General features: G+C 69.4%; 22 protein-coding genes. 17 read left to right on the forward strand and 5 right to left on the reverse strand.

The window, feature by feature from the left end:
• The first annotated feature begins 64 nt into the window (after positions 1 to 64).
• The 8 genes from AB0J58_RS26035 to AB0J58_RS26070 all read left to right on the forward strand — a co-directional run bounded on the left by AB0J58_RS26035 (position 65) and on the right by AB0J58_RS26070 (position 6,322).
• The gene (locus AB0J58_RS26035; RefSeq protein ID WP_364219954.1) at positions 65 to 1,114 is read left to right on the forward strand and encodes an energy-coupling factor ABC transporter permease; all 1,050 of its coding nucleotides are present in this window, start codon (positions 65 to 67) and stop codon (positions 1,112 to 1,114) included.
• A gap of 47 nt (positions 1,115 to 1,161) precedes the next feature.
• A complete protein-coding gene (gene cbiQ / locus AB0J58_RS26040; protein ID WP_343968462.1) occupies positions 1,162 to 1,878 on the forward strand; it encodes a cobalt ECF transporter T component CbiQ in 717 nt (238 codons plus the stop codon).
• Complete coding sequence (locus AB0J58_RS26045; protein WP_364219957.1) at positions 1,875 to 2,612, forward strand: ABC transporter ATP-binding protein; 738 nt, start codon at positions 1,875 to 1,877, stop codon at positions 2,610 to 2,612. The genes cbiQ and AB0J58_RS26045 overlap by 4 nt, the downstream gene beginning before the upstream one ends.
• Before the next feature lie 103 nt (positions 2,613 to 2,715).
• The gene (locus tag AB0J58_RS26050; protein WP_364219960.1) at positions 2,716 to 3,054 is read left to right on the forward strand and encodes an STAS domain-containing protein; all 339 of its coding nucleotides are present in this window, start codon (positions 2,716 to 2,718) and stop codon (positions 3,052 to 3,054) included.
• 106 nt (positions 3,055 to 3,160) lie between these two features.
• On the forward strand, positions 3,161 to 3,934 hold the full coding sequence (locus tag AB0J58_RS26055; protein WP_364219963.1) for an SDR family oxidoreductase: 774 nt from the start codon (positions 3,161 to 3,163) through the stop codon (positions 3,932 to 3,934).
• Positions 3,935 to 3,944: 10 nt separating this feature from the next.
• Positions 3,945 to 4,709 (forward strand): crotonase/enoyl-CoA hydratase family protein, encoded by a 765-nt coding sequence (locus tag AB0J58_RS26060; RefSeq protein WP_343968453.1) that lies wholly within the window; start codon positions 3,945 to 3,947, stop codon positions 4,707 to 4,709.
• Between the two features lie 155 nt (positions 4,710 to 4,864).
• The gene (locus AB0J58_RS26065; protein WP_364219966.1) at positions 4,865 to 5,521 is read left to right on the forward strand and encodes a rhomboid family intramembrane serine protease; all 657 of its coding nucleotides are present in this window, start codon (positions 4,865 to 4,867) and stop codon (positions 5,519 to 5,521) included.
• A gap of 393 nt (positions 5,522 to 5,914) precedes the next feature.
• A complete protein-coding gene (locus AB0J58_RS26070; protein ID WP_364219969.1) occupies positions 5,915 to 6,322 on the forward strand; it encodes a BlaI/MecI/CopY family transcriptional regulator in 408 nt (135 codons plus the stop codon).
• Between the two features lie 80 nt (positions 6,323 to 6,402).
• Here AB0J58_RS26070 and serC read toward each other — a convergent pair whose 3' ends face one another.
• Entirely contained in the window at positions 6,403 to 7,512 is a 1,110-nt protein-coding gene (serC, locus tag AB0J58_RS26075) for a phosphoserine transaminase (RefSeq protein ID WP_343968447.1), read from the reverse strand.
• A gap of 222 nt (positions 7,513 to 7,734) precedes the next feature.
• Positions 7,735 to 8,841, reverse strand: coding sequence for a citrate synthase 2 (locus AB0J58_RS26080; protein ID WP_343968445.1), 1,107 nt, complete (start codon positions 8,839 to 8,841; stop codon positions 7,735 to 7,737).
• Positions 8,842 to 9,010: 169 nt separating this feature from the next.
• Between AB0J58_RS26080 and pdxH the strand changes: the two genes are divergently transcribed.
• From pdxH to AB0J58_RS26105, 5 genes are all read left to right on the forward strand, one after another.
• Positions 9,011 to 9,664: a pyridoxamine 5'-phosphate oxidase gene (gene pdxH / locus AB0J58_RS26085; protein WP_364219972.1), complete on the forward strand. Its 654-nt coding sequence runs from the start codon at positions 9,011 to 9,013 to the stop codon at positions 9,662 to 9,664.
• A gap of 56 nt (positions 9,665 to 9,720) precedes the next feature.
• On the forward strand, positions 9,721 to 10,968 hold the full coding sequence (locus tag AB0J58_RS26090; protein ID WP_364219975.1) for an MFS transporter: 1,248 nt from the start codon (positions 9,721 to 9,723) through the stop codon (positions 10,966 to 10,968).
• Positions 10,969 to 11,127: 159 nt separating this feature from the next.
• Complete coding sequence (locus tag AB0J58_RS26095) at positions 11,128 to 11,832, forward strand: metal-dependent transcriptional regulator (RefSeq protein ID WP_343968437.1); 705 nt, start codon at positions 11,128 to 11,130, stop codon at positions 11,830 to 11,832.
• 117 nt (positions 11,833 to 11,949) lie between these two features.
• The gene (locus AB0J58_RS26100; RefSeq protein WP_364219978.1) at positions 11,950 to 14,175 is read left to right on the forward strand and encodes a SpoIIE family protein phosphatase; all 2,226 of its coding nucleotides are present in this window, start codon (positions 11,950 to 11,952) and stop codon (positions 14,173 to 14,175) included.
• A gap of 52 nt (positions 14,176 to 14,227) precedes the next feature.
• The gene (locus AB0J58_RS26105; protein ID WP_364219981.1) at positions 14,228 to 15,010 is read left to right on the forward strand and encodes an alpha/beta fold hydrolase; all 783 of its coding nucleotides are present in this window, start codon (positions 14,228 to 14,230) and stop codon (positions 15,008 to 15,010) included.
• Here AB0J58_RS26105 and AB0J58_RS26110 read toward each other — a convergent pair.
• Positions 15,007 to 15,168 carry a hypothetical protein gene (locus tag AB0J58_RS26110; RefSeq protein WP_343968431.1) on the reverse strand — a complete coding sequence of 54 codons (162 nt, stop codon included), beginning with the start codon at positions 15,166 to 15,168 and terminating at the stop codon, positions 15,007 to 15,009. The genes AB0J58_RS26105 and AB0J58_RS26110 overlap by 4 nt on opposite strands.
• A gap of 101 nt (positions 15,169 to 15,269) precedes the next feature.
• On the opposite strand from AB0J58_RS26110, the gene AB0J58_RS26115 reads away from it, so the two are divergent.
• Positions 15,270 to 15,788 (forward strand): hypothetical protein, encoded by a 519-nt coding sequence (locus tag AB0J58_RS26115; RefSeq protein ID WP_364219984.1) that lies wholly within the window; start codon positions 15,270 to 15,272, stop codon positions 15,786 to 15,788.
• Between the two features lie 83 nt (positions 15,789 to 15,871).
• Here AB0J58_RS26115 and AB0J58_RS26120 read toward each other — a convergent pair whose 3' ends face one another.
• Positions 15,872 to 17,017, reverse strand: a complete 1,146-nt coding sequence (locus AB0J58_RS26120; RefSeq protein WP_364219987.1) for an acyl-CoA dehydrogenase family protein — start codon at positions 17,015 to 17,017, stop codon at positions 15,872 to 15,874.
• 241 nt (positions 17,018 to 17,258) lie between these two features.
• Between AB0J58_RS26120 and AB0J58_RS26125 the strand changes: the two genes are divergently transcribed.
• The 3 genes from AB0J58_RS26125 to AB0J58_RS26135 all read left to right on the forward strand — a co-directional run bounded on the left by AB0J58_RS26125 (position 17,259) and on the right by AB0J58_RS26135 (position 22,242).
• Entirely contained in the window at positions 17,259 to 18,710 is a 1,452-nt protein-coding gene (locus tag AB0J58_RS26125; RefSeq protein WP_364219990.1) for a hypothetical protein, read from the forward strand.
• A 12-nt stretch (positions 18,711 to 18,722) separates the two neighbouring features.
• Complete coding sequence (locus AB0J58_RS26130; RefSeq protein ID WP_364219993.1) at positions 18,723 to 19,571, forward strand: class F sortase; 849 nt, start codon at positions 18,723 to 18,725, stop codon at positions 19,569 to 19,571.
• Between the two features lie 1,447 nt (positions 19,572 to 21,018).
• Positions 21,019 to 22,242 (forward strand): glycerophosphodiester phosphodiesterase family protein, encoded by a 1,224-nt coding sequence (locus AB0J58_RS26135; RefSeq protein WP_364219996.1) that lies wholly within the window; start codon positions 21,019 to 21,021, stop codon positions 22,240 to 22,242.
• Positions 22,243 to 22,303: 61 nt separating this feature from the next.
• Here the strand turns inward: AB0J58_RS26135 and AB0J58_RS26140 are convergent, their stop codons facing one another.
• Positions 22,304 to 23,470: a PQQ-dependent sugar dehydrogenase gene (locus AB0J58_RS26140; RefSeq protein WP_364219999.1), complete on the reverse strand. Its 1,167-nt coding sequence runs from the start codon at positions 23,468 to 23,470 to the stop codon at positions 22,304 to 22,306.
• Between the last annotated feature and the right edge of the window lie 65 nt (positions 23,471 to 23,535).

Raw genomic sequence — 23,535 nt, forward strand, 5'->3', positions numbered from 1 at the left:
AGTATCTTGCAACTACAAGCCCATGGCCTAAAGTGGAGTCAAATCCGCACTTCGGAGGCTTGTCGTGCACGTACCCGATGGCTTTTTCAACGCGGCGGTGTCGTTGTCGGCGGGGGTGGTCGCGGCTGCGGGCGTGGCCGTCTGCCTGCGCGGTGCCCGCCGTGAACTCGACGACCGCACCGCCCCCATGGCGGGCCTGGTCGCCGCCTTCGTGTTCGCCGTCCAGATGCTCAACTTCCCGGTCGCCGCGGGCACGAGCGGCCACCTCCTTGGCGGTGCGCTCGCCGCGATACTCGTCGGCCCGTACACGGCGGTGTTGTGCGTGGCGGTGGTCCTCCTGGTACAGGGGTTCTTCTTCGCCGACGGCGGCCTGACCGCGCTGGGCGTCAACATCACGCTGATGGGCGTCGTCGCCGTACTGGTCGGATGGGGCGTCTTCCGCCTGATCACCCGGAGCGTGCGGGGCCGGGGAGCCGTGGTGGCGGCCTCGTTCGTCGCGGCGCTGGTCTCGGTGCCCGCCACGGCGCTGGCTTTCACCCTGCTGTTCTGGATCGGTGGCACCGCGCCCATCGAGATCGGCACGGTCGCCGCGGCCATGGGCGGCGTGCACCTGCTCATCGGCATCGGGGAGGGCCTGATCACCGCGGTCACCGTCAGCACCGTCCTGGCGATCCGGCCCGACCTGGTGTACGGCGCCAGGGAGCTCGCCGCGCCGCTGGTCCTGCGCGGCGCGAGCGGCGACGTGACAGTCACCTCGGAGTCTCCGGCGCCCCCGGCGCCGGTCGCCGCGCGCCGTCCCGGCTGGTTCCTGCCCGCCGGTATCGCGGTGGCGGCGCTGCTGGCGGGCGTGGTCAGCTTCTACGCCTCCTCCTCGCCCGACGGTCTGGAGCGCGTCGCCGAGGACAAGGGTTTCAGCGGGCAGGCGGCCGACCACTCGCTGGGTGAGCAGCCGCTCGCCGACTACGGGGACGTGGGCGGCATCCCGGTGGGGGTGGCCGGTCTGATCGGCGTCGGGGTGACCCTCGCCGTCGGCGGCGGGTTGTTCTTCACGGTGCGCCGCCGTGACGAGGGCTCCGGGCGCGGCGAGGACAGCGACAGGAAGGCCTCCGTCTAGTGGGGGCGGGGCACCACCATCGGCTTCACCGGCCGGGCGACACGCTCGTGCACCGGCTGCCCCCCCAGTGCAAGCTGGTGGCGGTGGCCGGGTTCGCCCTGGTGGTGGTCGCGACCCCGCGCGAGTGGTTCTGGGCCTTCGGCCTGTACGCCGTGCTCCTGGCCGCCGTCGCGGCGGCCGCGCGCGTTCCGGCGGGGTTCCTGCTGCGGCGGATGGTGGTCGAGGTGCCGTTCGTGCTGTTCGCGCTGGCCATTCCGTTCATCGGGTTCGGCGAGCGGGTGACGTTCATGGGACTCTCGCTCAGCGTCGCCGGTCTGTGGGCCGCCTGGAACATCCTGGCCAAGGCGACCCTGGGCGTGGTCGCGAGCGTGCTGCTCGCGGCCACCACCGAGCCGCGGCTGATACTGCTGGGCGCCCAGCGTCTGAGGCTGCCGCCGATGCTGGTGCAGATCGCCATGTTCATGCTCCGCTACCTGGACGTGATCCTGGGGGAGATGCGCCGGATGCGGGTGGCACGGGAGTCACGCGGGTTCGTGGCCAGGGACGTGCGGCACATCCCGGTGATCGCCAGATCGGCGGGGGCGCTGTTCATCCGCTCCTACGAGCGGGGTGAGCGGGTGCACCTGGCCATGCTCAGCCGGGGCTACACCGGCTCGATGCCGGTCATCCAGGACCTGTCCGTCGCGTCGCGGCAGTGGCTCGTCGCCGGTATGTTGCCAGGTGCGGCGCTTGCCGTGCTGCTCGGGAGCTGGGGGATCGCATGACCGCGCCGCCTTCGTTGGAGGTGAGCCGCCTGGCGTACGCCTACCCGGACGGTACGCAGGCGCTGTTCGGCGTGGACTTCCGCGTGGAGCGCGGTGAGCGGGTCGCGCTGCTCGGGCCGAACGGCGCGGGCAAGACCACGCTGGTGATGCACCTCAACGGCATCCTGACCGCCGGCCACGGCACGGTGGCCGTGGCGGGGCTGCCGGTCGGGAAGAGATCGCTCAAGGAGATCCGCAGGCGGGTCGGGCTGGTCTTCCAGGACCCCGACGACCAGCTCTTCATGCCGAGCGTCCGCGAGGACGTGGCCTTCGGCCCGGCCAACCTGGGCATCACGGGCGAAGAGCTGGAGCGCCGGGTCAAGGACGCGCTGGAGCGCGTGGGCATGCTGGAGACGATCGACCGGCCGCCGCACCACCTGTCCTTCGGCCAGCGCCGCCGGGTCGCGGTGGCGACGGTGCTGGCCATGGAGCCGGAGATCCTGGTGCTCGACGAGCCGTCGTCCAACCTGGACCCGGCCTCCAGGCGAGAGCTCGCCGAGATCCTCAGGGGTCTCGACGTGACGGTCCTGATGGTCACCCACGACCTGCCCTACGCGCTGGAGCTGTGCGAGCGCTCGCTCATTCTCTCCGGGGGCGTCATCGCCGCGGACGGGCCGACCCGTAGGATCCTCGCCGATGCCGACCTGCTCGCCGCCCACCGGCTCGAACTGCCCTACGGTTTCGCGGCCTCGTGACTCCGGAGCGTCCAGGCTGCGATTCCCTGTGAAGAGTCGCGCACGACCTCGTGTGCTGTGGCGGCGAAGTAAAGTGGGTCTGCCCTGGGCGCGAGGAGGACTGATGAAGCTACGGCTGGCTCGCCGCGCGGTCGGCGACGCCGTGGTGGTGGCTGTCGAGGGCGAACTCGACCTGTTCACCGCTCCCTTCCTGCGAGACGAGGTCCGTGACGCGATCAAGCTGGACGGTTCGCGACTGGTTCTCGACCTCACCGACCTGTCCTTCATGGACTCCAGCGGGTTGTCGGTGCTGATCGAGGCGTGGCGGCTGGCCACGAGCGGTGGCGGCGGGGTCTGCCTGGCCGCCCCCCAGGCGCCGGTGGCCCGGATCCTCCGTACGACGGGGCTCGATCGGCGGATCAAGGTCTATCCCGACGTGAATACCGCCGTTGGAGAGATCTAGGCTCCATCGGGGTGGGCAAGGAGCCCAGGCGGGCAGGACCTGGCATCGGAGAGATTTAACCCACCCCGAGTAGAACTTCATTCGGTCCGCGGGTTAAAGTCCGCTCATGGACTTGAACGGAGCAGCAGCAATCATCTCGGGCGGTGCCAGCGGCCTCGGCGAGGCCACGGCCCGCGACCTCGCCGCGCACGGTGCCACCGTCGTCATCGCCGACCTCAACGAGGAGCGCGGCAAGCCCCTTGCCGACGAGCTCGGCGGCGTCTTCGTCAAGACCGACGTGTCGGACGAGGCGCAGGTGCAGGCGGCCGTGGACGCGGCCGTGGCGACCGGCAAGCCGCTGCGTGTCGTGGTGAACAGCGCGGGCATCGGCTGGGCCAGCCGGACCGTGGGTCGCGACGGCTCGCCCCATGACCTGGCCTCCTACCGCAAGGTCGTCGAGGTCAACCTGATCGGCACCTTCAACCTCATGCGCATCGGTGCCGCGGCGATCGCGAAGACGGAGCCGGTCGACGCGGACGGCCAGCGTGGAGTGGTGATCAACACCGCCTCGGTGGCGGCGCTGGAGGGGCAGACCGGCCAGGTCGCCTACTCGGCGTCCAAGGGTGGCATCGTCGGCATGACCCTCCCGGCCGCGCGCGACCTCGGCGCCATCGGCGTGCGCGTCAACACCATCTGCCCGGGCATCATCGACACCCCGATCTACGGCTTCTCGCCCAACGCCGATGAGTTCAAGGCCAAGCTCGTGGCCCCGGTGGTCTTCCCCAAGCGCATGGGACTGGCCTCGGAGTTCGCGCACCTGGTCCGCTCGCTGATCGAGAACGACTACATGAACGCCGAGACGATCCGTTTCGACGGCGGCATCCGCTTCCAGCCCAAGTAGGAGTCATCCGGTGTCTGACGAGGTTCTGGTCGAAGTGAACGACGGCGTAGCCGTCATCACGATCAACCGGCCCAAGGCCAGGAACGCCATCAACGGCACGGTCGCCAGGGGCGTCGCCGCCGCGCTGGACGAGTTGGAGGAGCGCAAGGACGTTGCCGCCTACGTCCTTACCGGCGCCGGTGGCACGTTCTGCTCGGGTATGGACCTGAAAGGTTTCCTGAGCGGAGACTTCCCGGTCGTGGAGGGCAGGGGATTCGGCGGGGTGGCCGAGACGCCGCCGAAGAAGCCGCTCATCGCCGCCGTCGAGGGTTACGCCCTGGCCGGAGGCTGCGAGCTGGCGCTGGCCTGCGACATCATCATCGCCTCCGAGGAGGCCAAGTTCGGGCTGCCCGAGCCCAAGCGGGGTCTGGTCGCGGGGGCGGGGGGCGTGATGCGGCTGCCGCGCCGCATTCCGTACCACATCGCCATGGAGATCGCCCTGACCGGCGACCACTTCCCGGCCTCCCGGCTGTACGAGGTCGGCCTGGTCAACCACATCACACCGGTGGGGGAGGCGCTGGCCAAGGCCGTCGAGCTCGCCAGGAGGATCGCGGCCAACGCCCCGATGGCGCTCGCCGCGACCAAGCGCGTGATCGTCGAGTCCGCGGACTGGAGCCTCGACGAGATGTTCAAGAAGCAGGGCGAGATCATCAACCCGGTGTTCGGTTCCAAGGACGCCATGGAGGGCGCGGCGGCCTTCGCCGAGAAGCGCGCCCCCCAGTGGAAGGGTGAGTAGACCCCCTTCGGATTCCGGAGGGGATTCGCGGGCCGGGTGTGATCGGTGGATCACACCCGGCGCGTTCATGGCCGGGAGTGCGTACGGTAAAGGTGTGGGCAAGTGCGGCGGGGGCACTTGACATCCACGACGCCGCTCCAAGGCCAGGAGAGTGAATGAACGACTACGCGACCGGGATGACCCCCACCGGCCGATCCTCCGGCGACCTCCTGAAGCGAAGGGCGGGAAACCTGGCGGCGGGTGCGCTGGGCGCCGCGATCATCAACGTCCTCCTGGTCGGCGTCATGTGGGTGGTCGAGATCGTCGACTACGTGTTGCCCGGTGAGGGGGCGCTCGACGGCTACGGAATCCAGTCCTGGGTCCCGGAGAGTCTGGGCGGCATCCTCCTCGCCCCCTTCCTGCACGGCGGCTTCGGCCACCTGATGGCCAACTCGCTGCCCCTGCTGATTCTCGGCTTCCTCGCCGCGCTGCGGGGGATCGGCCGCTTCCTGGCCGCCAGCCTGATCATCGTCCTGGTCAGCGGCCTGGGCATCTGGTTCGTCAACGAGCCGAGGGTCCTCACGGTCGGTGCCAGCGGCCTGGTCTTCGGCTACTTCGGCTTCGTCGTCGCCCGAGGCCTGTTCGACCGCCGCGCCCTCGACATCGTGATCGGCATCGGCGTGGCGATCACCTATTACTCGATCATCTGGGGGGTGCTCCCCGGAGAGCAGGGCATCTCCTGGCAGGGGCACCTGTTCGGCCTGATCGGTGGGGTCATCGCGGCCTGGGTGCTGCGCCGCAAGCGCCGGCGGGATGTCTCTCCCGCCTACTGAGTCTCCGAACTCCCTCGCCCCGGTGCCGTCCCCTCTGCCCGTCGAGGTCCCGCCGTACGCCGTTCTTCGCGCCGTGGTTTGTGACCATCCGGCTGGCTCTTGGAGTTTCGTCCAGGGATAGGCGCTGTGCGGGGCTGTAAGGGCCGCGTAGGGCCTTTGTAGCTCTGCGGGAATATTCGGGGGTCGGATGGTGGTGTGCGCGCTCCAGGGGCGAATAGCGGCGATCTGGAGCGCAGTCGGTTAAGAGGGTCGACATTCACCAGCTATGGCCGCATCGATGGATTTAAGTAACAATATGACCAAATTTCATGTGTGACCCTGCCTGGCTGCGTGCCCGTACATGTTCTCCAGGGCCATCCGCTGCCGGGCGCGACCCTCGAAAGGTGGCCGCGGGTGAACCTGGGATCCCTGGAACGCGCGATCATGGACGTGCTGTGGGGCTGCAAGCAACCACTGCTGGTCCGCCAGGTGCAGGACATGCTGAACCAGGACGCGGAACGGAGCCTGGCCTACACCACGGTGCAGACCGTCGCCGAGCGTCTCGTCAGAAAGGGCCTGCTGGAGAGGGCACCCGTGCGCAACGCCTTCCGCTACACCGCCAGCCGCTCCCGGGACGAGCACGTGGCGGGGGTGATGCTCGCGGCCCTGGCGGGCAGCCCGGACCGGGCCCCCGTGCTCTCGCGGTTCGCGGAGGGAGTGGATCCGGACGACGCCCTGCGCCTGCTACACGAGCTGGCCCGGCGCGCGGGGGAGCAGGCGTTCACTCCGGGCGCGGGCGGGTCTTCGAGCGCCCTGCCCTAGCCGCGCGGGAACGGAGGTCTCACCGGACGAATCCCGGCGGTGCCCGCCGCCATCTGGCTCGGCACCGCCGGGGAGCGGGACTACAGGCGCTCGACCACGTAGTCGACGCAGGTGGTCAGGGCCTCGATGTCGTCGGGGTCGATGGCCGGGAACATCGCGACGCGCAACTGGTTGCGACCGAGCTTGCGGTAGGGCTCGGTGTCGACGATGCCGTTGGCGCGCAGGACCTTGGCGATCGCGGAGGCGTCGATCTCATCGGAGAAGTCGATCGTGCCGACCACGTTGGAGCGGAACTCCGGACCCGCGAACGGGGTGGTGTAGGAGGTCTTCTCCGCCCAGGTGTAGAGACGCCGGGCCGACTCGGCGGTGCGAGCGGTCGTCCAGGCCAGGCCGCCGTTGCCGTTCATCCACTCGATCTGCTCGGCGAGCAGGAAGAGCGTGGCGACCGCGGGGGTGTTGTACGTCTGGTCCTTGGAGGAGTTGTCGATGGCCACCGGCAGGCTGAAGAAGTCGGGGACGTAGCGCCCGCTCGACGCGATCTCGTCGACCCTGGCCAGCGCGGCCGGGGACATCAGGGCGATCCAGAGGCCGCCGTCGGAGGCGAAGCTCTTCTGCGGGGCGAAGTAGTAGACGTCGAACTCGCTCGCCTCGACAGGCAGGCCGCCGGCACCGGAGGTGGCGTCGACGAGCACGAGCGAGCCCTCCTCGCCCACCCGCCTGATCGGCATCGCGACGCCGGTCGAGGTCTCGTTGTGGGTGAGCGCGTAGACGTCGACGCCCTCCTCGAGCCTGGCCTCGGGGTGGCTGCCGACCTCCGACTTGATCACGGTCGGGTCGCCCAGCCACGGGGCCTTGGCCGCCACGGAGGCGAACTTGGAGGAGAACTCGCCGAAGTTCAGGTGCTGTGACCTGTCGCGGATCAGCCCGAAGGCGGCGATGTCCCAGAACGCGGTGGTGCCGCCGTTGCCCAGGACGACCTCGTACCCCTCCGGAAGGGAGAACAGCTCGGACAGTCCCGCGCGGACGCGCCCGACGAGCGACTTCACCGGCTTCTGGCGGTGAGAGGTGCCCAGGAGGCTGGAACCGGAGGCGGCGAGAGCAGAGAGCTGCTCGGGGCGCACCTTCGAGGGCCCGCAGCCGAAACGGCCGTCGGCGGGCTTGATGTCAGAGGGAATCACGATGTCAGCCACATGACCAGCCTACTGAGCCCGCGGATCGATCCAGGACAAGGTCCGGATTCTGAGACGAGACGTGGGATGGTTTTGGGCCGGGCGAGGTGATCGCGGGGATGGGAAACCGGGTGGCGGCCGGTGGGAGAGCGGGGCGCGAGGGGCTTCGAAGAGCCGGGAACGGCAACGGCTGTCGCGTGAGACGTCCACGCGACAGCCGTACAGGACGGGAGTTCGGCAGGGTCAGAAGGAGCCGACGGCCTCGGCGGCGCCGGGGACGTCGTGGACCGAGCGCTGAGGGGGACCTACGTAGTCGGCGCTGGGGCGGACAAGCCTGCCCGTGCGCTTCTGCTCCAGGATGTGCGCGGCCCAGCCCGCGGTGCGGGCGCAGGTGAACATGGAGGTGAACATGGATGACGGAACCTGGGCGAAGTCCAGGATGACCGCCGCCCAGTACTCGACGTTGGTGGCGAGCACCCGGTCGGGCTTGCGGGCGTGCAACTCCTCCAGCGCGGCCTTCTCCAGCGCCGCGGCGACCTCGTAACGCGGTGCGTCGAGTTCCTTGGCGGTGCGGCGGAGCACCCGTGCCCGGGGGTCCTCGGCACGGTAGACGCGATGACCGAAGCCCATGAGACGCTGGCCCTTGTCGAGCTCCGACTGCACGTACTTCTTGGCGTCGCCGACCTGCTCGACACCCTCGATCATGTGCAGCACGCGCGCGGGCGCACCGCCGTGGAGCGGGCCGGACATGGCGCCGACCGCACCGCTCAGCGCCGCGGCGACATCGGCTCCGGTGGAGGCGATGACCCGGGCGGTGAAGGTGGAGGCGTTCATGCCGTGCTCGGCGGCGGACGTCCAGTAGGCGTCGATGGCCTTGACGTGCCTGGGGTCGGGGTCGCCCTGCCAGCGGATCATGAACCGCTCGACGATGCTCTGGCCCTTGTCGACCTCGCTCTGGGGGACCATCGGCTTCCCGAGGCCGCGCGAGGACTGGGCGACGAAGCTCAGGGCCGTGACGCTGGCCTGCGCCAGGTTGGCGCGGGCCTCCTTGTCGTCGATGTCGAGCAGCGGCTTGAAACCGTACGCGGGGGCCAGCATGGCCAGTGCGCTCTGCACGTCGACGCGGATGTCACCGGAGTGGACAGGAATGGGGTAGGGCTCGGCCGGGGACAGACCCGGCTGGAACTCGTTGTCGACGAGCAGGCCCCACACGTTCCCGAAGGAGACGCGACCGACCAGCTCTTCGATGTCAACGCCCCGATAGCGGAGGGCGCCCCCTTCTTTGTCCGGTTCCGCGATCTCAGTCTCGAAAGCTACTACGCCTTCGAGCCCGGGTTTGAAGTCGGACATTTTCGGCCGCCTCCCTTTCTTGAAGTCAAAGCCTTGATGTCGAGATACCGGCGGGTCATATTCAACCCCCTGGGCCGGGGCAGCCTGCCGCCGGACCCTCCAAAGCGGGATCGCCGCAGGTGGGGGGCGCTGAGCGGACTTCCGGCTCGGCACGGGAGAATACCTTCCCGTGGATGCCGCATCGCGACCGCCCTCGATGGCGGGACTTCGTCGCACGTACCAGGGGCTGCCTCTCCTCGAGGAGGACCTCGCACCCGACCCCGTGTCGCAGTTCGCCGCCTGGTTCGGCGACGCCGTGGACGCCGGGCTTCCCGAGCCGAACGCGACGGTGCTGGCGACCGCCTCGGCGGGTGGCCGGCCGACGGCCAGGACCGTACTTCTCAAGGGGTACGACGAGAACGGGTTCGTCTTCTACACCAACTACGAGTCGCGCAAGGGGCGTGACATGGCGGAGAACCCGAGGGCCGCCCTGCTGTTCCCCTGGCACTCCATCCGCCGCCAGGTACGGGTGGAGGGGGCGGTGGTACGGCTGTCGCGCGAGGAGTCGGCCGCCTACTTCAGGTCCCGGCCCTACGGGTCGCAGATCGGCGCCTGGGCGTCGCGGCAGTCCGCGGTCGTGCACTCCAGGGACGAGTTGGACGCCCGCTACGAGGAGCTGTCGGAGCGTTGGCCGGAGGATCCGCCGATCCCGGACTTCTGGGGTGGACTGCGCGTGGTGCCGGCCGAGGTGGAGTTCTGGCAGGGCCGCACAGACCGTATGCATGACCGCCTCCGTTACCGGCGTTCCGGCACCGGTTGGATCATCGAACGCCTGGCTCCATGACACCCTGCCCCCTCTTTGCTGATATATCCACATATGTCCGGTAGAGAGGGAGCGGTGTGGGGTTCGGAAATTTCGTCCGCAGGCACGCGGCCGACACACGCCCGCTCGTCATCCCCGCCTACCGGCGACTCTGGGCCGGTCAGGGTGTGTCGTTCATCGGCTTCCAGCTCACCTCGGTGGCCGTCAGCGCCCAGATCTACGACATCACGGAGTCGTCCTTCTGGGTCGGCATGCTCGGCCCCGCCAACCTGATCCCCCTGGTCGTCTTCGGGCTCTGGGGCGGTGCGATCGCCGATGCCGTCGACCGGCGCAGGCTCCTCATCATCGGCGCGCTGATCGCCTGGTCGGGGACGCTCGCCCTTTTGGTCCAGGCGGCCCTCGGGTCGACGAGCGTCGGGCTGTTGCTGGCCACCGTGGCCCTGCACGCCACAGGTTTCGCCATCACGGGCCCGACCAGGGGGGCCATCATCCCCAGGCTGGTCCCGGCCGACCTGATCCCGGCGGCCAACACCCTCAACTTCCTGGTGAGCGGCCTCGGCACCGTCATCGGGCCGTTGATCGGCGGGGTCGTGCTCGCCCAGAGCGGTTTCGCCGCCGCCTACCTGATCGACGCGCTGCTGTTCGGCGCGGGCTTCTACGCCGCGGTGAGACTGCCGAGACTCGAACCGGTCGGCGAGGTGACGCGCCCAGGACTGCGGTCGGTCGTGGACGGCCTGCGTTACGTCTGCGGGCACCCGGTGGTGCTGATGTCGTTCGTCGTCGATCTCATCGCCATGGCGTTCGCACTGCCCAGGGCGCTGTTCCCGGAGGTCGTGGCCGAGAGGTTCGGCGGGTCGCTGGTCGCCTTCGGCTGGCTGTCGGCCAGCATCGCCATCGGCTCGGTGCTCGGCGGGGTGCTGTCGGGCTGGGTGGGACGGGTCCGGCGTCAGGGAATGGCGCTGACGTACGTGATCGCCGCCTGGGGGCTCACCGTCGCCGCGGCCGGACTCGCGGACCAGTTGTGGCTGATGGTCGCGCTGCTCGCGTTCGGCGGGGCCGCCGACCTGGTCTCCGCGGTGTGGCGGCAGACGATCCTGCAGACCCACGCGCCAGACGACATGCGCGGGAGGATGCAGGGTGTCTTCATGGTGGTGGTCGCGGGAGGCCCCAGACTGGGAGACCTCCGGGCCGGGGCCACCGCCTCGTGGTTCGGGGCCACCGGGGCCTGGGTGGGCGGTGGGATCGCCTGCGCGGTGGCCGTGGTCGCGGTGGGGCTGGCCGTCCCGGCCTTCAGAAAATATCAACCGGTGGCGAGTAGTGTTTGAGCAGCTAGGGAAGGATTCGGCGGCCCCCGGTGTTGCTGTCCTTTGCCATCACGAGCCGTTCTCCCAATAGGGTCGTGTCTTCGAACTTCCAAGGTCCCGCGCCGCCCTCCCGGGAACACCGCGCGATGGACGTAGCATCGAGAGAGGACGGGAGGAACCTTGACCGCACACGGCTTGATCGACACCACGGAGATGTACCTTCGTACGATCTTCGAGCTGGAGGAGGAGGGCATCGTCCCCCTCCGCGCGCGCATCGCGGAGCGGCTCCAGCAGAGTGGTCCCACAGTCAGCCAGACGGTCGCCAGGATGGAGCGCGACGGTCTGGTTCGCGTCGAGGGCGACCGGCACCTGACCATGACAGAGCTGGGGCGCACTCTCGCGACCCGCGTCATGCGCAAGCACCGTCTCGCCGAGTGCCTGCTCACCCAGGTCATCGGCCTGCCCTGGGAGGACGTGCACATCGAGGCGTGCCGCTGGGAGCACGTCATGTCCGAATCGGTGGAGGCGAGGCTGGTCAGCCTGCTCAACAACCCCACCGAGGACCCGCACGGCAATCCGATCCCCGGCCTGGAGGAACTCGGCGTCTCGGGCCTTCCCGACGGGCGGTCGGAGTCGCTGCCGTCGATGGCCGCGATGGCCGGACCCAGAGATATACCCGTTGTCGTGCGGCGAATTAGTGAACAAGTGCAAAGCGATCCGGCTGTGATGCTTAAACTCAAGCAAGTTGGGATACAACCCGGACGCGAGGTAACGCTCGCGGTGAGCGACGACGGTGTGCGGGTGACAGGTGACGACGAGGCGGACAACTTTCTTGCGGATCTCCCGCGAGAGATTGCCGCGCACGTTTTCGTCTCCACACGCTGACCGAGGCCCCTTAGCTCGGTTGGATCCCGTTCGGGAGTCCCTCCGCTCCCAGGCCGAGACTGCAGGAGCAACCGTGGTTCGCTTTGCACACACCCGCCCACGAGGGGCGGTCACCGGATGAAGCGGTGGGGGGATGTTTCCCAAGATGCCGCTGATCACCTTACGGCCGGTTCCGTCCTAGATCATGCTGAGATGGCGGTGGTGGTCACCGACAGGTTCAGCAACCTGCTCTACTGGAACCCTTTCGCGGAAAGGCTTTTCGGGCGCCCGGGCACGTCGGGGCCGCGTGATCAGTCCCTCTCCCTGGGCATCATGGAGAAGGACCACCCGCTGGCCGTCGAGCTCTCCAAGCACGTCCTCAAGGGTGGTGTCTGGGAGGGCACGTTCGACGTCAGGCGCGGCGACGGGACGATCATCTACGTACGGGCCCAGGCCGTGCCGCTGCGCCATCCCTCGGGAGCGGTGACGGGCATCGTCATCACCGCCCGTGAGGCGATGCGCAGCAACGAGCGGGAGAAGGACCGCTTCGGCCTGCTGGAGCGGATCGGCGAGCGTCTCGCCGGATCGCTCTACGTCGAGGAGACGCTCAAGCGCGTCGCCGAGATGCTCGTCCCGCAGTTCGCCGACCACTGCTTCATCGAGCTGATGGAGGAGGGGCGGCTGACCCGCAGGGTCTCCACACACGTCCAGGGGTGGAGCCCGCCGCCCAACACCTGGGCACCGATCGGAGCGGAGATCCGCTATCCGGCGGGACACTACGCCGACATCGCGCTGCGCCGCCAGGAGACGATCCTGGTCGAGGACTTCTCCCAGACCAACTATCCCAGCCCCGGCGAGGCCAACACCCGCCTGGCCGCCGAGATCGGCATGACCTCGGCCATCGTGGCGCCGCTCTGCGTGCGAGGCGAGACCCTCGGGCTGATGTACCTGGGACTGTCCAACCTGACCGACCGGCGTAGCCCGCACTACGACGCCTTCGACCGTGACTTCGTGGGGGCGATCGCCACCAGGGTCGCCCTCGCCGTCGACAACGCGCTGCTGTTCGAGGAGGAACGGCACACGGCGGAGTCCTTCCAGAAGCACCTTCTTCCCCGCGCGCTGCCGCAGCTCGACGGGCTGGAGATCGCGGTCCGCTACTTTCCCGCCGCCCCCCTGGCCAGCCACGGACAGGGCATCCAGACCCAGGTCGGCGGCGACTGGTACGACGTCATCCCGCTCTCGGCGGGCCGGGTCGGCATCGTCATCGGCGACGTCGAGGGCCGGGGCGCCAAGGCCGCGGCGGTCATGGGACAGCTGCGGGCGGCGCTGCGAGCCTTCGCCCAGGACGACAAACCACCGGCGGAGATCCTCGCCAGACTCGACGAGTGGACGCGCATCATCGCCACCCCCGAGCAGGACGAGAGCGGCGCCGACATCAGCGTCCCGCCCATCGTCACCTGCCAGTATCTGGTGTACGACGCCTGGTCGCGGCAGCTGTCGTTCGCCAACGCCGGTCACGCCCCCCCGCTGCTGCTCATCGGCGACACCTGCACCGAACTCGACATCCGCGAGGTTGGCCAGCCGCTGGGAGTCCGGGCCAAGGGCATGCACGCGGACCTGGTCTACAAGGAGGAGACGCGGACACTGCCCCCCGGGGCCGCGCTGCTCCTCTACACCGACGGGCTCGTCGACCGCCGCCCCATCCGCGACACGGGCGGCAGGCCGCCCAACGTCGAGGAGACGCTGGGGCAGCTCTGCGAGAGGCTCATCGAGATCAGCGACACCTCCGTCGAGCGCATCGCCGACGCCGCCACCGTCGCGGTGCCCGGCGAGATCGACGATGACATGGCCATTCTCGTGCTCAGGTCCGCCTCCGAGGACCTGGCCGTCGAGGAGCGCACCTTCCCGGCCCAGCCGATCATGGTCGGTGAGGCGCGCCGGATGGCCTCGGAGGCGTTCGTCGGCTGGAACGTCCCCGAGGAGCGCGCCGAGCTCGCCTGCCTGCTGGTCTCCGAGGTCGTCACCAACGTCGTGCTGCACGCCGCCAGCGCCAGCGTCCCGCGCAGGGAGCTGACAATGGACGGTCCTCCGCTGTCGTTCGACGAGTCCTGGGACATCCCCGGCTTCGAAGACGAGATCGTCAACGAGAAGGAGTTCACCCTCCGGCTGCGCCGGGGCGGAGAGTCCGTCTGGGTCGAGGTCTTCGACCAGGACCTCCGGCTGCCGCGCATCCGCAGCGCGGGGGAGAACGACGAGGGCGGGCGGGGCCTCTATCTCGTCGACCAGCTCGCCAAGCGCTGGGGCTCCCGCCCCACCAAGGAAGGAAAGGCCGTCTGGTTCGAGATTCCCACCAGGTCGCGCTGAACGATACATGGCAGAGCTGGAACAACTATCCGATCGGTGGTTGACTCGGGACATGGAGCTGGCGTTCGAACGGCGTGGGACGGGCTCGCCCCTGGTCCTGCTACACGGCATCGGGCATCACTGGCAGGCATGGTTGCCGGTGCTCGACCGGCTTGCCGCCGAGCGAGACGTGATCGCCGTCGACTTTCCCGGTTTCGGCGTCTCACCGCCGCTGCCGTCCGGCACGCCGTACACGGCGGAGAGCCTGGCGGACGCGATCGAGTCCTTCTTCGGGCGGCTCGGCCTGCGTGAACCGCATGTGGCGGGAAACTCCCTGGGAGGTTACGTCGCCCTCGAACTGGCCGCGCGCGCCGCGGTCCGCTCGGCCACCGCGCTCTCTCCCGCCGGGTTCTGGAACCGTAGCGAGCTCGCGTACGCGCGAGCCGTCCTGCGGTTCAACAGGGCCGGCGCGCGTTCCCTTTCCCCCGAACGGGCACTGGCCCACGCGGAGGACCCGCTGATCCGCGGCCTCTCCCTGGGGCTCCTGGTCGCGCACCCCGCCAGGCTCTCCCCTGAGGCGCAACTCGCCGCCCTCCAGGCGCTCAAGGACGCCTCGGGGTTCGACGAGACGCTCGCCTCGTTCGCGGGACTGATGCCTCCCGCACCGCCGAAGGTGCCGGTCACGATCGCCTGGGGCGAGCACGACAGGCTGCTTTTGCGCCGGCAGGCGGTAAGGGCCGCCAAATGGTCGGGGCAGCGGGTGAAACTGCTCAAGGGGTGCGGGCATGTGCCGATGACCGACGACCCCGAGCTGGTCGCGAGGGTGCTGCTGGAGGCGTCGGCCCAGAACGGCTAGCGGAACGACTGTCCCCAGACGGCCAGCATCGCGATGACGAACACCACCATGACACCGGCGTACGCGACAGGGCCGAGCCGGAAGGCGCGCCGTACCCGGTTCAGGCCCCAGGCGAACAGGAACGCCAGGAAGATCAGCAGAATCAGCCCGCTGTCCATCGTCACCCCCTCGGGGAAGTCTCCGTTGACCAGTATGCGTCGACGGAGCCGCTTCCGGGGCGGGTAACCGCGATCCGGAACCCGTGAGATCGTTACATTTCGTGAACAGGACATCGAAGGTAACGCGTGCCCTGCTGATGGCAGCCCTGGCCGTAGGGCTCTCCGCTTGTTCGGGCTCGGGCGGCACGTCCGGCGCGTCGGTGACCGCGACCGTCACCGTGACCGCCTCCGCCACTCCGTCTCCCGAGGTCTCCGAGGTTCCGTCGCCCTCCTCCTCCGCCTCGCCGACGGAGCCCTCCGCGTCGCCTCCCACGCCGTCGCAGTCGGTGAGCGTGCCGGGAGGCCGAAGCGTCGACGACACGGTACGGGGGCAGATCGCCCTGCGGGGAGCGGACACGATCACGGTGACCCCCACGAGTGACCAGGGAGTGAAGGCCCTCCTGTCGCCCTACACGGTCGTGCTCGACGCACAAGGGCTGATCTGCACGGAGGGGAAGGCCCCGCACAGCTGCTCCGTGGAGCAGCTGCGGAAGGCTCTCGGCAAGGGTGACGTCCTCCTCGCCAAAGTGACGATCAAGGACGGGTTGGCCGTCCAGATCCAGGAGATCACCAAGGGGTGACGGCACCGGCCGGCTGATCACGGGAGAACCTGCGCCCTGCCGTCACGAGGGCGGCGGTTCTCCCGGGTGGAGGCCGGGCCGGGTCAGAAGCCGAAGGAGCGGCCGATGATCTCTTTCATGATCTCTGTGGTGCCGCCGTAGATGGTCTGGACGCGGCTGTCGATCCAGGCCTTGGCCACGGGGTACTCCATCATGTAGCCGTAGCCGCCGTGCAGCTGCAGGCAGCGGTCGATGACCTTGGTCTGCAGCTCCGTGGTCCACCACTTCGCCTTGGCGGCGTCCACCGCGGTGAGTTCCCCGGCGTTGAGCGCCCGGATGCACTTGTCCACGTAGTGGCGGGCGATCTCCACCTCGGTGTCCAGCTCCGCCAGGACGAACCTGGTGTTCTGGAAGCTGCCGATGTTGCGGCCGAAGGCCGTGCGGCTCTTGCAGTACTCGATGGTCGCCCGCAGGACCGTCTCCGCCGCCGCCACCGCCATCACCGCGATCGACAGGCGCTCCTGCGGCAGGTTGGCCATGAGCTGGAAGAAGCCCTGCCCCTCCTGCGGCCCCAGCAGGTTGGCCGCGGGGACCCGGACGTTGTCGAAGAACAGCTCCGCCGTGTCCTGGGCGTGCATGCCGATCTTCTCCAGGTTGCGGCCCCGGGTGAAGCCCTCCATGCCCCGTTCGACGACCAGCAGCGAGATCCCCCGGGCGCCCGCCTCCGGGTCGGTCTTCGTGACCGCGACGACCAGGTCGGAGTTGATGCCGTTGGTGATGAAGGTCTTCTGGCCGTTGACCACGTAGTGGTCGCCCTCGCGCACGGCGGTCGTCCTGATGCCCTGCAGGTCGCTGCCCGCGCCGGGCTCGCTCATCGCGACCGCTGTGATGAGCTCGCCGCCGGCGAACCCGGGCAGCCAGCGCGCCTTCTGCTCGTCGTTGGTGAGGTCCACGAAGTACGGCGCCATGACGTCGTTGTGCAGCGAGAACCCCAGACCGGACGCGCCCGTCGAGATGACCTCCTCGGAGATCACGGCGTTGTAGCGGAAGTCGGTGATCCCCGCCCCGCCGAACTCCTCGGGTACCCCGAAGCCGAACATGCCGACCTCTCCGGCCTTCTTCCACACCTCGCGGGGGACGATGCCGTCCTTCTCCCACTGGGCATGATGGGGCGTCACCTCGCGGGCCAGGAACTCACGTACTGTCTCTCGGAAGAGCTGGTGCTCCTCTTCGAAGAGGTCTCGCTGCATTGTGTGCCTCCTAGGGATCCGTGACACAGAATACGATTCTGTTACTTCGGGGTACACCCGGCCGGGGGTCGCAAGTATGGCTTGCGGTGGTTTGTGGGTTTACATCCAGATCACAAGTGCGCCACGGTCTCCGTACATACCCGATATCTCGCTGCGCCGAAGATGGTGTAAACCGTACGATCTACCCTCGGTGTGCTATGGCCATGCCCGTTGACGGCGGCCTTTGTGATCGGAGTATGTAGTGGTTCGGTGGCGATCTGGGCTCCGTAGATCTCTCGCGGTTTCGGCCCTGTGCCTTGCCGGTGGCGCGCTGGTCGCGCTGCCCTCCGAAGCGGCCGATGCCGGCATCGCCGAACTCGTGGTCGACTACGCGTGCACCGGAGGGATCGCGCTGAACAACAGCACGGTCAACCTCCGGACGAAGGTGTCGATCCCCACGACGCTCACGGTCGGCCAGCCGCTCAACATCGGCTGGAAGCTCGGCTACAAGCAGGACCCGACCCGGTTCGGCTCGCCGGACTACTTCGCCCCCGGCGCCAAGGTTCTGGTCACCGGGAACGTCCAGCTCTCCGGCAGCTGGGTCGGCGTCCTGCAGCCGAAGGGAAGCCTGGACCAGCCCAACCAGCTCCAGCCGGGCAGCATTCTGCGGCTGCCCGAGGGGATCTCCGATTCCGCCCACACCGACAGGGTCGGGACGCTCAAGGTCAGCCCCAGGAAGTTGTTCGTGGACTTCATACCGCCGGCCGGCGAGGTCATGGTCAACGACGACGATCCTCGGGTGAGCTACCATGCGGCGGCCGATTGGGCGTACCTGGGCAGCGAGCCTCTGAGTATCGGCGACTACGGCCGCGACCTTCACCGTACGAACAAGGTGAACTCCTGGGCCTCCTTCACGTTCACCGGCACCGGAATCGAGTATGTCGCCCGGCGCAGCAACGAAGCGGGGAAGGTCGGGTTCAGGATCGACGGCCAGGACGCCACACCGTCCTTCGTCGACGCCTCCAAGAATCGCGACGGCACGCCGACGAACGCCGCCCACGAGGGTGGGCTCACGCTGTGGAGGTTCAACGGCCTCAAGTACGGCGAGCACACCATCGAGGTCAAGAACCTGGAGGACGGCAAGTGGGCGCAGCTCGACGCCTTCCGGGTGATCACCAGGGAACTGCAGAACCCGCCGAACGAATACCGGGCCACGTGCTCGCTCGTCAGCGCGCCGGTCTCGGTGGACGTCACGATCTCCGAGGCGGGCGGGTCGCAGTCGCCCGACCCGACGGGCACGGGGACCGGGTCGCCGAGCCCCACGGTCAGCCCCACGGTCAGCCCCACGGTCACGCCGACGAATCCGACCGCCACCCCCACCAACACCCACACCGGCACGTCGACCCCCACCCACACCGGCACGACGACTCCCCCGGTGACCGGGGTCAACAGCACGAGCACCAGCACGACCACCTCGACGCCCAAGCCGACCCTGACCGTGACCGCCACCGTCACCCCCACCCGGCCCACGCCGACCGCGCCACAGGTGATCATCACGCCCAGCGGTGGGGCCCAGACCGGTGAGGCGCCGGAGGGGAGCTCCGGCCTGGGGCTGCTCGGCGCTGGAACGGTGATGGTGACAGGTAGCGCGCTGGGCGGTGTGGCCTTGATGAGGCGGCGGGCGGCACACGCGCGCGGCCAGCGGGACAGCTGAAGGAGGCGCCGGATGTACCAAGGACCTGTGCAGGGCGGTCCCGGCCCCTATCCCGGCGGCGGCCCGGCCAAGCCCAAGGGGAACATGCTGATGGCCGGGCTCCTCGTGGCCGGGTCGCTCGGCGGGGTGGCCGCGATCATGGCGGGGCTGCTCGCGTACCTCTCACCGGCGTCGGAGGATCCGGGCTACGGGCTGTCCGAGCCGCAGGCGGCGGTCAGCACCCTTCAGGAACAGCCGGGCGCGCAGCCGGGCACCGGTGAGCAGGCCGCCGAGCAGCCCGCGGGGGTGTTGCCGGCAGCGGTGGGACCGGGCGGGCTGGACGTCCCGCTGACGGCCGCCGCGCCCACGGCGCCGCCACCGCTGCCGGTGGTCCAGCCTCCGGCGCCGTTGAAGAGCGACGGCGTGAAGCCCCGGCGGCTGGCCATCCCGAAGATCGGTGTGCTGGCCCCGCTGATGGCGCTCGGTGTCGACGCCAAGCGGGAGATCCAGACTCCTCCGCTGAGCAAGCCCAACCAGGCGGGTTGGTACAAGTACGGTCCTACTCCCGGGCAGCAGGGACCTTCGGTGGTTCTCGGGCACGTGAACACCCGGAACGGAGCCGCCGTCTTCAGCAGGCTGAAGGAGATCAAGCGCGGAGACAAGATCAAGGTCTCCCGGACGGACGGGACCGTCGCGGAGTTCACGGTCGACGGTGTGGAGCAGGTCAGCAAGGCGGCCTTCCCGTCGAAGCGGGTCTACGGCAACACCGGCGAGGCGACCCTGCGCCTGATCACCTGTGGCGGTGTCTACAACAGGAAGACCGGTCACTACACCGACAACATCATCGTCTACGCGACCCTGTCGAAGACCCGTCGTACCTGACCGCCGGGTCCGGCCGCCGTGCTCGCTGAATCGGCGGGGCGCGGCCGCTCCGGCGACCGCCTCCGATCGTTAGCCTCCCCGCCAATCCGGGTAGGGAGTCGTTTGTACGAAGTGGCCCCCCGAATGATCAGAAGGCGGGGGTGTGCCCAGGTGAGCATCGTGCGGGCCGGTGTCGTGGCCGTACTCATAGGGGTGGCCGCTCTCGGCGCCGCCCAGCATTCGAAGCCGTCGCACGAGCGCTCCACGAGTTGGGGCGCGCACAAGTCCGCGAGCTCGGGGGGCAAGCACGCCGGAGGATGGACGATCAAGCGGCTGCGTTCGGGGAACGGGCACACGGCCACGCGCTCCGAGTCGAGCATCGAACGCGGAGGGAACTGGGGGTTCGGGCGACCGAGGCGTTCGGATGCCGGACGGCACAGGGCGCGGGAGTTCGGGCGGCGGGGCCATGAGGCGAGGCGTCACGGGGGTCGCTGGTTCGGGTGGCGGGGCCGGGGCGGGGAGCGCGGTGGGGGACGGGGGTTCGGGCGGTCGGATGATTCGGATTCCGGGCGATACGGGGACTACGGGGCTGGCCGGCTGGATTCAGACGCCGAGCGCGGTGAGGGTTGGGGATTCGGGCGCTCGGGGGATTCGAGGCCCGAGCGGTATGAGGACCGGGGGTTCGGGCGGCGGGGTCCGGAGGCCGGGTACGGCGACCGGGGGTTCGGGCGCTCGGAGGGTCTGGGGTCCGAGCGGTATGAGGACCGGGGGTTCGGGCGGCGGGGTCCGGAGGCCGGGTACGGCGACCGGGGGTTCGGTCGGCGGGGTTTCGAGGCGGGACGGTACGGTGACCGCGGGTTCGGGCGGCGCGGTTCGGATGCACGGCGACACAGGGACCGCTGGTACGGGCGGCATGGGCGGGTGAGGCACGGCGGGCACCACCGGCACGGGCACCACCGGCACGGGCAGCGGCCGGGCCGGGCGGGTTGGTAGCGGCCTGGCCTGCCGTTTGAAACCGGGGCGGCGACCGCCTGTGGTGCGCGGCCGGCCCGCCGCCCGGGATCGGCAAGGGGCCTGAGCCGGTACGGGGTCCGAGGCCGAGGCGGTGGGCGGTCGCGCGCTGAATCGACACGCCGGCGGTGACGTCCCAGGAGGCGTCGAGGCGCGGACCGGGTAGTCGGCCACTTCTTCTTTCTCCGTCGAACAACGGATCTGCGGGGTCGCGTCACAGCGGGCACCGCCACTCGCGCACGTCCAGCGGAGGCCGTCGTAGCCCGGTTGTGGCGATGATGTCGGCTGCCGCGATATCGGCGCGGCCGCCGGGGGACATTTCAGATTATTTCCGGAGATGGCCGTGCAACATGCTCCCGAGTGGATCGCTTCTGATCGTTAATCACCTGTCCGGTCCGGGTATAGGCGTTTATGCGAATGTGTCCCCCCTCTGACCCAGAGTGAGGGGTGTACGCAGGTGAGCAAGGCGCGGGCCGGTGTGCTGGCCGTACTCATAGGAATGGCCGCGATCGGCGCCCTCCATCACGAGGAATCGACGGGTACGCGATCCGCGAGTCTCACCGAGCGGTCCGGTGACTCGGCGTCCAAACGGCTCACGGGTTCCACGGTCGAACGGTCCGCGCACTTCACGGCCGAGCACCGAACGAGCCCGGAGGTCAGGCGACTCGGACGCCGTGGGGGCGAGCCGATCATCATCGCGCACCGCGGGGCCAGTGCCTTCCGGCCCGAGCACACGCTTCTCGCCTACACGGTCGCCATCTCGATGGGCGCCGACTACATCGAGCCAGATCTCGTCTCGACCAAGGACCACGTGCTGGTCGCCCGGCACGAGAACGAGCTCTCGGCGACCACCGACGTCGCGAGGCATCCGGAGTTCGCCGACCGCAGGACTTCCAAGACCATAAACGGCATCCGGCACACGGGCTGGTTCACCGAGGACTTCACCCTCGCGGAGCTGCGCACCCTCCGTGCCAGGGAACGCTTCCCCACGCAGCGTCGAGGCAACACCGCCTACGACGGGATGGAGCGAATCCCGACACTCGATGAGATAGTCCAGCTCGCGCAGAATCACGGCGTGGGCGTCTACGCCGAGACCAAGTTCCCCACCTACTTCGCCTCGATCGGGCTGCCGCTGGAGGAACCGCTGCTGGAGACCTTCCGGAAGTACGGCTGGGACGACGAGCGGGACCCGGTCTTCATCCAGTCCTTCGAGACCGGGAACCTCAAGCGGTTGCACCCCCTCACCCGGCTCCGGCTCATCCAGTTCATCGGAGCGAACGGCGCCCCGTACGACCATGTGCGGGCCGGCGATCCGACCACCTACGACGACATGGTCACTCCGGAGGGCCTACGGGAGATCGCCAAGTACGCCGACGGCATCGGCGTGGTCACGAAGCGGATCGGCCCCCGGGATCCCGGCGGTTTCGAGAGCAGATCGGTGTCACCCGCCGCGCTCGTCAGGAACGCCCAGCGAGAAGGGCTCCTGGTGCACGCCACGACGGTTCGCAAGCTCGCCGTGCGGCTCCGGGCGGACCTCAGGGGCGACAGTTCGGGCGGGCGCGCCGACGAGGAGGTACGGAAGTGGCTGAGGCGCCTGTACCGGCTCAACCTGGACGGGGTGATCGCCGACGACCCCGGCATGGCGCGTGCCGTACGGGACCGGTTCCGCACCGAGGGCTGACCGCGTCCGTCGGCCCTGTCGGCCCTGTCGGTGCCGCGCCGGCCGCGGCCGAGGGGGCACGTCACCCCGTCCCGGCCCTGGCCGGGTAGCGCAGGATCCGGTCGTCGCCCTCGCGCACCTCACCGCGCCCGTCGGTGTTGGACGTGGTCAGCCAGAGCGCCCCGTCCGGTGCCACGGCGACCGTGCGCAGGCGGCCGTACCGGCCGACCAGTTCGGCCCGGGGTTCGCCGGTTCTCCCGTCGCGCAGGGGCACCGTCCACAACCGCTCCCCGCGTAGCGCCGCCACGTACAACGTGTTCCCGGCGATGGCGGCACCGGAGGGGGACGCCTCGCTCGTGGACCACGTCACCAGCGGGTTGGTGAACTCACCGCCGCGCGTGTCGCCCTTGCCCTCCACCTCCGGCCAGCCGTAGTTGCGGCCGGGCTCGATCAGGTTGACCTCGTCCAGCGTGTTCTGCCCGAACTCGGTGGCGAAAAGGCGTCCCCGCTCGTCCCAGGCCAGCCCCTGGACGTTGCGATGGCCGAGGCTGTAGACCGGCGAGCCCGGCGTCGGGTTGCCGGGGGCGGGCCTGCCCTCCGGCGTCAGCCGGAGGATCTTCCCGTTCGGCAGGCGTGGATCCTGCGACGAGTCCCGCTGACCCGCGTCTCCGGTGCCGGCGTACAGCATGCCGTCCGGCCCGAACGCGATGCGGCCGCCGTTGTGGAAGGAGGCCTTGGCGATGCCGTCGAACAGCACCTCGGGGGTGGCGTCGCCAAGGCGGAAACGCACGATCCGGTTGTCGGAGGAGGTGGTGAGGTAGGCGTACACGTAACGGTCCCTGGCATAGCCGGGTGACACGGCCAGCCCGAGCAGGCCGCCCTCACCGCTCGCGACCACGCCGGGCACCCGGTAGACCTCGCGTGGCCGCCCGCCGCGCCCCGGGACCTGGAGCACCCGGCCGCTGTCGCGCTCGGAGACGAGCGCGTCGCCGTCCGGCAGGAACGCCAGACCCCAGGGCACCTGGATGTCGCGGGCCACCTCCTTCCCTGCCTGGAGGTCCGGCACCCCGTCCGGCACCCTGCTCGGAGCCGGGCCGGAGGTGCCGCTCATGCTCCCCGAGGTCGCCGGCGCCGCGCTCGGGGGAGCCACCCCCTTGGCGGCCGGGTCATCGGCGCAGCCTGCCGACATCGCCATCAGCATGGCCACCAGGCCGGCGGTCGGCACGATCCGGCTCGCGGTCTTCCTCATGGTCACCCCTTCTGCGGCCGAGCGCGCCGGCGACGGGTGGTCCTGGGCCGGTCAGTCCCGGTCTA

The organism is Streptosporangium sp. NPDC049644 (assembly GCF_040675205.1).
Lineage (GTDB): Bacteria > Actinomycetota > Actinomycetes > Streptosporangiales > Streptosporangiaceae > Streptosporangium > Streptosporangium fukuiense.